Raw genomic sequence first — 11016 nt, 5'->3', positions numbered from 1 at the left:
CGGCTGTCCATTGCCCGGGCAATATTGAAGGATGCGCCGATTGTTCTGCTGGATGAAGCTACAGCTTCGCTTGATCCGCAGAACGAGGCGGAAATTCAAAAGGCTGTTAACTCGCTGATCCTGGGACGGACAGTAATTGTTATTGCCCACCGACTGAAGACTATCCGCGGAGCGGATAGCATCATTGTGCTTGAGCAAGGAGTAATGGTGCAGCAAGGCAGACATGAGGAGCTGCTGGCAGCCGACGGGCTGTACGCGCGGCTGTGGAGACTGCAGCAGGACACAGCCGGGTTCCGCATCTCATCTTAACTAAGGGAGGGTACAGCAATGGCATTTGTTTTGGATGAATCCGCATGGCCGCTGGTTACGATTAATCTGGGAGATCAGTTCGACCGCGAGACTGTCAATGAATATATTGCATACTGGGAAAAGCTGCTGGCGGGCAATTCCAGGTTTGGGCTGATCATGATTCAGAAGGGAGAGCGCGGGGAGCGTCCTGACCGTGAGGTGACCAGGCTGTATATGGACTGGTGCAAGTCGCATAAGGGGCTGATTGCGCGCAGCTGCGCCGGAATCGCCGTTGTAACTGCCAGCTCGAAGCTGCTCGCCCTATATAAACCGGTAACGGCTCTTTCCACCAAAAAGGTGTACGGCTGTCCGGGCAATGTATTCGCTGAAGAAGCGGAGGCACAGGAGTGGCTGGGCACCTTGCTGCAGAAAAACTAGCAAATTGAAGCCTTTTATATCATTAGATTAGAATAAATGAAATCAGGAGACTGCCGCCGGCATGGCGTGCAGTCTTTTTGGATTGTAAAGGATGTATAAGTTCTCAGGATCTCTTCGAATTGCCTGATTCAGCACCCATGTTACGGCTCCGCTATGCGGGGGGACTTGTTGTGTTATCCGCAGGGGACAATGGAGATTTGAAAACAATGGCAAACGTACGTTCTGTTATGCAGGGGGTAAATATGCTATAATGTTGGGACGAATGTAACTTGGATTTGTGCGGATGCGCTGAATCTGTGAAACGGAAGGAGTCTACTGCAATGACGGTACGCTTTTTGCTAGGCCGCTCGGGCAGCGGCAAGACAACAAAAATCCGGGAGGAGATTTCCTCCAGGCTGGAGAAGGAGCCGCTGGGTGCTCCGCTGATTATGCTGGTTCCGGAGCAGGGCTCATTCAGTGCAGAGCGCGGACTGCTGGATACGGGAAAGGCAAAGGGCAGCCTGCGGGCACAGACACTCAGCTTCTCACGCCTGGCTTACCGGGTGAAGCAGGAGACCGGAGGCAGCGCCGGACTGCCGATCAGTGAAGAGGGCAAAAAAATGCTGCTCTACAAAATTATCAGCCGCCGCAAGGAGGAGCTCAAGCTGTTTGGCGCTTCCGGCGACCGGCCCGGCTTCATCGAGCGGCTGAGCAGCCTGCATACAGAGCTGAAGCGTTGCTGCCTCGGGACCAGTGACTTGGAGGAGCAGCTGTCCAGAATGCGGGACTCCTCGCCGGGCAGTCCGATCCTGGCAGGTAAGCTGGATGATCTCCGGCTAGTATTCAGCGATCTCGAACGGGAGACGGCAGGACTGTACATCGACGAAGAGGACAGGCTGGCTGAGCTTGCCGCCCATATTCAGGACTCCTCCTATATCCGCGGAGCCGAAGTCTTGGTGGATAGCTTCCATGGCTTTACCCCGCAGGAATTAACAGTGCTGCGGGAGATTATGCTCCATGCTTCTAGTGTAACAGTAGCACTGACCTTAGATAAAATTTATCCGCCGGGCCTGCAGCCGCATGAGCTGGAGCTGTTCCATCCACCGGCTGTTACGTATATCAAGCTGCGCGGAATGGCGGAGGAGGCCGGCCTTGAAGTATGGGACGAGCTGCTTAACCCGCCTGTACTGCCGCGGTTTGCAGACAGCCCCGCCCTTGCCCATCTGGAACGGGGCTACGGACGGCGATGGAAGTGGAACGGCGGCGCTGAACAAGTAAGCAGTGAGCTGTCTGTAAGTGCAGCCTCCTCCCGCCGGACAGAGGTTGAGGGCGCACTGCGCGAAATGCTCAGGCTTGCCCGCGAGGAAGGGGCCAGGTATGGAGAAATGGCTGTATTCATGCGGAGCATCAGCGACTATGAGTCGCTGATCGCTCCTTTGTTTAACGATTACGGCATTCCGTTTTTCCTTGACCAGAAGGCCAGCGAGCTGCATCATCCGCTGGCGGAATTTGTCCGCTCCGCCCTTGATATCGTGCGCCGCCGCTGGCGTTACGAGGATGTATTCCGCTGCGTGAAGACGGAGCTGCTGCTGCCGGCTGACGGCAGCCTGACCCGGGAGGACATGGACCGGCTTGAGAACTATGTGCTTGCGTGCGGCATCCAAGGCTACCGCTGGACTAACGGCAAACCGTGGAAGGGAATACCGAGCCTCACGCTGGAAGGCGCCAGAGCTGTGGATGAGGCGCTGCTGGCGAAGATGGAAGCCTGCCGGGAGGCCATTACGGGACCGCTCTATGCCTTTGAGAAAAGAGTAAAGAAAAGCCGCAGCGGGGTTGAGCTGTGTACTGCGGTTTATCTTCTTCTGCAGGAGGCGGACATTGCCCGCAAGCTGGAGCAGCGGATTGCCGCTGCTCTGGAACGGGGGGAGCCCGCCCTTGCCCGTGAGCACAGCCAGCTGTGGGATGCCGTGCTTGAACTGCTGGACCAGATTGCCGAGATGATGGGCGACGAGCGGCTGGAGTTTGAGCTGTTCGCCGGAGTGCTGGAAACCGGCCTTACCGAACTCAAGATGGGGCTTGTTCCGCCGTCGCTGGATCAGGTGCTGGTCGGAACGATGGACCGGACCCGGACTACTGGCGTTAAGTACGCCTTTTTGCTTGGATTCAATGAAGGTGTCGTTCCTGCGCAGTTCAAAGAGGACGGAATTCTGTCTGAGGGCGAACGGATGCTGCTGGAGAATGCCGGAATGGAGCTGGCTCCCGGAGCTTCACGCAAGCTGCTTGACGAGCGGTTTCTTATATATAATGCACTTACGACAGCAAGCAGCAGGCTGTGGATCAGCTATGCTACTGCGGATGAGGAGGGCAAAGCATTGTTGCCTTCTGAGATTATCCGCCAGCTTCACGTCCTGTTTCCTGATGCTTTGAGTGAACAGGTCATGTCCGGCTTTCCTTCAGGGCTTCACCACGACGATCCGCGGGGAGAAGCACGTCACCTGGGCTTCATCGGACAGCGGGAGCAGACACTGCGCATGCTGATAATGCAGCTGCGGCACTGGAAACAGGGTGTTGAGATTCCCGGGATGTGGTGGGATGTCTATAACTGGTACATCAGCGGCAGTGAGGAGCACCGGCTGCCGCTAGAGCGTCTGCTCGGATCGTTGTTCTACCGCAACAGCGGGATTCCGCTGCGACGTGAGACCAGCCTGAGGCTGTATGGCGGCTCCACACTGCGAGGGAGTGTCTCGCGGATGGAGAAATTTGTGGCCTGCTCGTTCTCCCATTTTGCCTCATACGGTTTAAGGCTGAGGGAGCGCCAGCTCTACAAGCTGCAGGCTCCTGATATCGGCCAGCTATTCCATGCTGCACTGAGTGACATGGCCAAACGGCTGCAGGAGCAGGGCAGGGGCTGGGGCAGCATGTCTGCAGAGGAATGCCGCCGTGAGGCGGGAGCGACAGTGGATAAGCTGTCTCCGCTGCTGCAGGGTGAGATTCTGATGAGCACTAAGCGGTACGGCTATATTTCCCGCAAGCTGAAGAATATTGTGGGACGGGCCTCCGTTATTCTCGGTGAGCATGCCCGCCGGGGCAGCTTTGAGCTGGCCGGGCTGGAGCTTGATTTTGGGCCGGGTAAGGAGCTGCCTCCGCTGAGAATTACACTGCCTAACGGCTGCATTATGGAAGTCGTGGGCCGGATTGACCGGGTGGATATGGCGGATAGCGAGCAAGGTGTACTGCTGCGGGTCATCGATTACAAGTCCAGCCAGAAGGATCTTAAGCTGCATGAGGTCTATTACGGGCTGTCGCTGCAGATGCTGACCTATCTCGACGTGCTGCTTACGTATTCTGAGCAGTGGCTTGGCAAGGCAGCCCTTCCTGCGGGAACTTTATACTTTCATGTGCATGATCCGCTGCTGTCATCGCCGAACGGGCTGAACTCCGAGCAGGCGGCGCAGGAGCTGCTCAAACGCTTCAAAATGAAGGGGCTATTGACAGCAGACCGTGAGGTCGTGTCCCTGATGGATACAACACTGGATAAAGGGCATTCGTCCATAGTGCCGGTAGCGCTAAAGAGTGACGGGAGCTTCTACAGCAGTGCGTCTGTTGCAACGCCTGAACAGTGGGGACATCTATTGTCGGCTGTACGCAGCAACATTACCGAGATTGGAACACGTATTACAGAAGGGGATGTTGCTATCCAGCCGTACCGGATTCAGCAGGAGACCGCCTGCACCTTCTGTTCGTTCCGCCCTGTGTGCCAGTTCGATGAAGCAGTTGAAGGGAACGGCTATAACAATCTGGGCAAACCGGCCAAGGATGCCGTCTGGGACCTGCTGTCCCGCAAAGGAGGAGAAAACGCGTGAGAAACCGAACCGAACTGGAACCCAAGCCCGAGGGCAGCTTTTGGAGCGATGACCAGTGGCGGGCCATAGCTGAGAGCGGCGACGATATCCTGGTAGCGGCGGCGGCAGGCTCCGGCAAAACGGCTGTGCTGGTGGAGCGGATTATCCGCAAAATCAGCAGCGCGCAGACCGGCTTCAGTGTGGACCGTCTGCTGGTGGCTACGTTTACCAAAGCGGCAGCGTCAGAAATGCGCCAGCGGATCCGTGAAGCATTGGAACAGAAGCTGGAGGAGACAGAAGCCGCAGCAGATGAGGAACGCGGGGATGAAGGCCATCTGCGGCGCCAGCTTGCCTTGTTAGGCAGAGCTTCGATTACGACTCTGCACTCCTTTTGCCTTGAGGTCATCCGCCGCTATTATCAGCTGATCCCGATTGATCCCGGCTTCCGGATTCTCAATGAACATGAAGCGGAGATGATGCGCCAGGAGCTGCTGGAGGAGCTGCTGGAGGAGAAGTACGGTGAAATGACGGAGGACGGAGAAGACAGTGTGTTCGTTCAGCTGGCCGACTGGTTCAGCGGGGAGCGCAGTGACGATGCGGTGCATGCGCTGGTGCAGCGGCTGCATGATTTTTCGCGCAGCCATCCGTGGCCTGATGAGTGGCTGCGGGACACTGCGGCTGAGTTTGCGCTCCCGGATACCGCAAGCCTTGGACAGACGCAATGGGTACAGAGCATTCTTGCGGAAGCCAGGCTGACGCTGGACGGAGCTGTAAGCCAGCTGCTCCAGGCACAGGAGATCGCCCTGCAGCCCGGCGGTCCGGCGCCGTATGCGGATAATCTGGCCGAGGATCTGGCGATGGTGCGCGGGATGCAGGAGGCTGTAGCCTCACGGCCCTGGGCAGAGCTGTATGATGTCTTTGTAGAAGTCTATTTCGGCAAGCTGAAGGCCTGCCGTAAGGATTCAACTGATCCGGCTCTGCAGGAGATGGTCAAGGAACTTCGCGACAACGTGAAGAAAAGTTTGCTTGATTTGCAGAAATCCCTGTTCGGGCGTCCGGCGGATGCCTTTCTGGCAGAGCTGCATACAGCGGCTCCGCTGATGAACGAGCTGGCAGAGACCGTGATCACCTTCGGCGAGCGCTACCGTATAGAAAAGGCCGGTAGGGGACTTGTTGATTTCAGCGATCTGGAGCACTACTGCCTGCAGATCCTGCGCCATTCAGATTCCAGGCCGGGCAGCTCCTTGCCTTCCGATGCAGCAATGGAGTACCGGGCACAGTTTGACGAGGTGCTGCTTGACGAATATCAGGATACGAACAGCGTTCAGGAAGAAATTGTGCGGCTGATCTCGCGTGAAGCGCCGGGCAACCGCTTTATGGTCGGTGATATGAAGCAGAGCATTTACCGCTTCCGGCTGGCGGAGCCGGGACTGTTCCTGGACAAGTACAACAGCTACAGCTCTGCGGGAGACACGGGCGGTGAAGACAGGAAGAAGGGCATTGAGGATACCGCAGGCGGTAACAGAACCGGAGCGGCAAGCGGCACCGGCGGGATGGTCATTGACCTGGCCCGGAATTTCCGCAGCCGGATGGAGGTTGTGAATGCGGTCAATATGATTTTCCGGCAGATTATGGATAGAACTGTTGCTGAGATCAGCTATGATGAGCGTGCTGAGCTGGTGTACGGGGCTAACTTTCCCGGAGCTGCCGAAAAGGGACCGGACACGTACTTTGCTCCGGAGCTGCTGCTGATTGACCGGGGGACTTCTTCCGGCGCACATGCCGAGGAGTCTGGTGAGGACGGGGAGCTCCCTGCACAGGAGAATGAAGCGGCTGAAAGTGAGACAGCCCAGCTTGAGGCGCGGGCCATTGCCCGGCGCATCCAGCAGATGACCGGAATGGCCGGAGGCGCACCGCTCCTGATCTATGATAAATCGCAGAAGCTGATGCGTCCGGTCGTATACGGCGACATTGTGATTCTGCTGCGCTCTGCCCGGATCTGGACGCCGCTCCTGATTGAGGAGCTGCGTCTTGAAGGTATTCCGGCTTTCGGTGACCAGAACAAGGGCTATTTCCAGGCCACCGAGGTGGAGATCGCGCTTGCGCTGCTGCAGATTGTGGATAATCCGAGCCAGGATATTCCGCTCGCCGGTGTGCTGCGCTCGCCGGTTGTCGGCCTGACCGAGGAGCAGCTGGCGGAGGTGCGTCTGTGCAGCAACGGAACATTCTATGATGCGCTTACGGCAGCAACTGGTATAGGAAATACAAATAAGCCAGTGCTTGATTACACCGGTTTTGCCCCGGATGGGGAATTCGCAGAGGCCGAATACAGCAGGCAAATGGAACGGTCAGATGCCGGACATGTGGAGGCGGAGACAGCAGCTGCGCAGCAGCAGTCTGTCCATGGAGCTGCTGCTGCGGAGGCAGTTATGCAGATTACACCGAAGCTGCGTGCGAAGCTGAAGCATTTCCTCATGCAGCTGGAAGGCTGGCGTGATGCCGCCCGGCAGGGCAGCCTGAGTGCCCTGATCTGGCGCATCTACGGGGAAAGCGGGTATCTGGAGTGGGCCGGCGGACTGCCAGGCGGCTTCCAGCGCCAGAATAATCTTAAGGCGCTGTATGACCGGGCTGTACAGTTCGAGAAGGATACCACGGCGCGCGGTTTATTCCGCTTCCTCGTCTTTATCAACCGGCTGCGGGACAACGGGGGGGATCTCGGGGTTGCCGGAGGAAGCGGAGAAGAGGCCGGCGGGGTGAGCATCATGACCATACACAAGTCCAAGGGTCTGGAATTCCCGGTTGTTTTCATTGCAGGGATGGCCAAACAGTTCAACCGGCAGGATCTGCATTCCCCGTTCCTGATGCACAAGGAGCTTGGCTTTGGACCGCGGTTTGTGGAGCGGGAGACGAGAGTCAGCTACCCGACGCTCCCTTTTCTCGCAATCAACCGGCGCTCCCGGCTTGAGCTGCTGGCCGAGGAGATGCGTGTGCTCTATGTGGGCCTGACCCGTCCGCGAGACAAGATGATTCTCGTCGGTACATTGCGTGATGTCCCCCGTACCGTATCCTCATGGGCGGGTACGCAGAGCCGCGGAGAGCTGCTGCTGGCCGACCATCTGCTGGCCAGAGGCCGCAGCTATCTGGATTGGGTCGGTCCGGCGCTGATCCGTCACCCCGCTGCAGCGGTTTTGCGTAAGCTGGCCGGCGTAGAGGGGACCGGATCAACGGTCTTGCACAGTGACAGCTCCAACTGGAGCATTTCTGTGCAGAACGCCGCGGCATTAAGCTCAAGCACTCATACGGCTGGAGAAGAAGATGCAGCCAAGAATGAAGAGAAACGGCAGGTGCTCGAAGCGCTGCGCAAAGGCAAGACGGTTACAGCTTACAGTACACCGGCCGCAGGCGAGATTGCCGCCCGGCTGCAATGGGAATATCCGCTGGCCGCCGCCTCCGCCATTCCGGCGAAGACCTCAGTCACGGAGCTCAAATCCATGCTGTCCTTACAGGATCAGCCGTCTTTGGATCTGCTGGAGGAACGGGCTGCAGCCGGAACCGTCCGGGGCAAGGGACAGACTGCACGTGCGGACAGCCTGCAGCTGCGCCGTCCCAAGTTTATGGAGAAACGGGGACTGACCGGCGCGGAGCGCGGTACAGCCTACCATACAGTCATGCAGCATGTTCCGCTGGATGGGCCTGTTGACCGTACGGTTCTTGAAGCGGTGCTGGCTCGTCTTGTCCGGATCGCTGTTCTAAGCGGGGAGCAGGCGGAAGCGGTGGAGCTGGGTGAAGTGGAGCGCTTTTATTCCAGTGAACTCGGAAAGAGGCTGGCCGGGGCGGAATGGACACGCAGAGAGCAGCCGTTCAGCTATATGGTTCCCGCCGGTGAGGCCTATAAGGGACTTGATTATTATGAACGGACAGCGCTGGAAGCTCCGGAATCCGGTGCACTTGCGGAAGCTGTACTGATCCAAGGGGTTATCGACTGCCTGTTCCGCGAGGACGGGCGGCTGATTCTGATCGATTACAAAACAGATGCCGTTCTGGAGCATCAGGGTGGAATAGGCAGCCTGAAGGAGAAATACCGGTTCCAGCTTGAGCTGTACAGCAAAGCGCTGTATGACATAACCGGCGAGCCGGTCAGCGAGGTCTGGTTATACTTTTTTGACGGCGGGCATGCTGTCAGGCTGTAGTTTTCAAAGGGGATAACCACTAATTGTAAATCTATTAATCTATGATTACCGCAGGGTGGCGGGGAAAGAGGCGTAAAATGCGCATTTTGCATACAGGCGACTGGCACTTGGGCCGTACGCTGGAAGGACGGAGCAGGCAGAAGGAGCAGGAGCAGTTCATTGATGAGCTGGTAGACATTGCCGATTCCGAGCAGGCTGATCTTATAATGATGGCGGGAGATGTCTATGACTCAGTTAATCCTCCTGCAGCGGCAGAGCAGCTGTTCTACGATGCGGCGGCAAGACTGACGGCAGGCGGCCGGCCGCTTGTGGTCATCTCGGGCAACCATGATCAGCCTGAGCGTGTAGCCTCTGTCTCCCCGCTCGTGCGCCGGCAGGGAATTACACTGGTTGGCATGCCTACATCGGAGCCGGTTACGGTGCAAGCGGTACGGACAGGCGAAATTGCCAAAATCGCCGCTCTCCCCTACCCCTCGGAGGCACGGCTTGGCGAGCTGCTGGCCGGCGAGAGCGGAGAGGATGAGCTGCGGCTGGCTTACAGCGCCAGAGTCGGGCGGCTGATGAAGCTGCTGGGCAGAGAGTTCACTCCGCAGACGGTCAATCTTGCGATGAGCCATATTTATGTGCTGGGCGGCGATGAGAGCGATTCAGAGCGCCCGATCCAGGTTGGCGGCGCTTATACAGTAGATCCGTCTGCGCTGTCCTGCGGTGCACAATATACAGCGCTTGGGCATCTGCACCGTGCCCAGCGCGTGAAGGGCGACGGCATGATCCGTTACAGCGGGTCTCCGCTGGCGTACAGTTTTTCCGAAGCGGGACAGGCCAAGTCAGTAACAATGGTGGATGTTGCACCCGGAGGAGAGCCTGATTTTAAAGAGATTTATCTGAGCTGCGGCCGTCCGCTGGTCAACTGGAGGTCATCCGGGGGACTTGAGGAGGTATACAGCTGGCTGGATGAAGGGCGCGATGCCCATGCTTTTATTGATCTGGAGCTCAAGTTGACTGAGGCAATGTCCCTGAATGATATCCAGCGGCTGCGCAAGGCGCGGGAAGGGATTATTCACATCCGGCCGGTGTATCCGCAGATGGAGCTGGAGCTGGAGCAGTCCGCCCGCTCGCGTATGCCGGTGCAGGAGCTGTTCCGTAAGTTCTACCAGCGTCAGACCGGAGGGGCCGAGCCGGACGACAGTCTGGTCCGGCTGTTCCTGGAGCTGGCGGAAGAAGAGGACCGGCGCCAGCCGGAGGAAGGCGAGGTGGGCTGACGTGAAGCCGATTCTATTGAAGCTGTCCGGGCTGCAGAGCTACAGGGAGCAGCAGGAGATTGATTTTGCCAGCCTGACTGAAACCGGGCTGTTCGGGATTTTCGGCCCGACCGGCAGCGGGAAGTCCAGCCTGCTGGATGCCATTACGCTGGCGATGTACGGCAAGGTGGAGCGTGCCGTGAACGGGACACAGGGCATTATGAACCATTCGGAGGACCAGCTCAGCGTTGCTTTTACCTTTGAGCTTGTATCCTCAGCCGGTCCGCGCCGCTTCAGGGTGGAGCGGAAGTTCAAACGCACCGGCGAGCAGTCAGTCAGCAATACGATCAGCCGCTTTGTCGAGCTCACTGAAGACGGGGATCATGTCCTGGCTGACAAGCTGGCTGATGTTACGCGCTGTGTGGAGGAGCATATCGGGCTCAAGATGGATGATTTCACCCGGGCGGTTGTGCTGCCGCAGGGGAAATTCGCCGAGTTCCTGTCCCTGCGGGGTGTCGACCGCAGGCAGATGCTTCAGCGGCTCTTCCACCTGGAGCAGTACGGTGACCAGCTGGCGATGAAGCTCAGCCGCAGGATCAAGGATAATGAAGCGGCGCTGCGCGCGCTGGAGGCTGAGCAGCAGGGGCTCGGCAGCGCCGGTAAAGCGGATATTGAGGCGGCTGAAGCGAGGCTGCAGGAGGCAGGCCGCCGTGCAGAAGAGTGCCGCAAGCTGCTGGAGCAGGCGCAGGAGCGTTCTGAACGCTTCGCGAAGATCCGCGAGCTGCAGGAGGAGCGTACCCGCCGAGAGGCCAAGCGGCAGGAGCTGGCTGCCCGGGAGGAGGGCATTCTCCTCCTGGAGCAGAAGCTCGGCCAGGCTGACGAGGCCGGGCAGCGGCTGCCTGTGCTGACTGCCTGGCGCAGCGCGGAAGCCGCCTGGAAGAGCCGGCTGGCCCGTGCGGAGGGCCAGGAGGTACAGGCCGCTTCCGCCGAACGGGCAGCGGCAGAGCTTGCTGCGGCTGAAGCGGCTGAACAGGCGCC

5 protein-coding genes and 1 pseudogene are annotated in these 11016 nt (G+C 58.5%); all 6 read left to right on the top strand.

Annotated features, from left to right (window positions below; translation table 11 throughout):
• Positions 1-309, top strand: a pseudogene (locus BN3772_RS30180) (ABC transporter ATP-binding protein); the annotation flags it as partial.
• A gap of 18 nt (positions 310-327) precedes the next feature.
• Positions 328-726 carry a hypothetical protein gene (locus BN3772_RS30175; protein ID WP_042204486.1) on the top strand — a complete coding sequence of 133 codons (399 nt, stop codon included), beginning with the start codon at positions 328-330 and terminating at the stop codon, positions 724-726.
• 320 nt (positions 727-1046) lie between these two features.
• A complete protein-coding gene (gene addB / locus BN3772_RS30170; RefSeq protein WP_042204485.1) occupies positions 1047-4568 on the top strand; it encodes a helicase-exonuclease AddAB subunit AddB in 3522 nt (1173 codons plus the stop codon).
• On the top strand, positions 4565-8737 hold the full coding sequence (locus BN3772_RS30165) for a UvrD-helicase domain-containing protein (protein ID WP_042204484.1): 4173 nt from the start codon (positions 4565-4567) through the stop codon (positions 8735-8737). The genes addB and BN3772_RS30165 overlap by 4 nt, the downstream gene beginning before the upstream one ends.
• A 77-nt stretch (positions 8738-8814) precedes the next feature.
• Positions 8815-9999 (top strand): exonuclease SbcCD subunit D, encoded by a 1185-nt coding sequence (locus BN3772_RS30160; RefSeq protein WP_042204483.1) that lies wholly within the window; start codon positions 8815-8817, stop codon positions 9997-9999.
• Position 10000: 1 nt separating this feature from the next.
• The coding region (locus BN3772_RS30155; protein WP_042204482.1) for an AAA family ATPase at positions 10001-11016 on the top strand (1016 nt) is incomplete at its 3' end.

The sequence above is a fragment of the Paenibacillus camerounensis genome (assembly GCF_000723885.1).
GTDB classification, from domain to species: domain Bacteria; phylum Bacillota; class Bacilli; order Paenibacillales; family Paenibacillaceae; genus Paenibacillus_AQ; species Paenibacillus_AQ camerounensis.
The sequence above is the reverse complement of the archived record's forward strand: the minus strand, read 5'-3'. Positions and strand labels throughout refer to the sequence as shown.

Coding starts and splice junctions, on each gene's coding strand:
- BN3772_RS30160 (WP_042204483.1), top strand. CDS start 8,815: ATGCGCATTTTGCATACAGGCGACTGGCACTTGGGCCGTACGCTGGAA.
- addB (WP_042204485.1), top strand. CDS start 1,047: ATGACGGTACGCTTTTTGCTAGGCCGCTCGGGCAGCGGCAAGACAACA.
- BN3772_RS30175 (WP_042204486.1), top strand. CDS start 328: ATGGCATTTGTTTTGGATGAATCCGCATGGCCGCTGGTTACGATTAAT.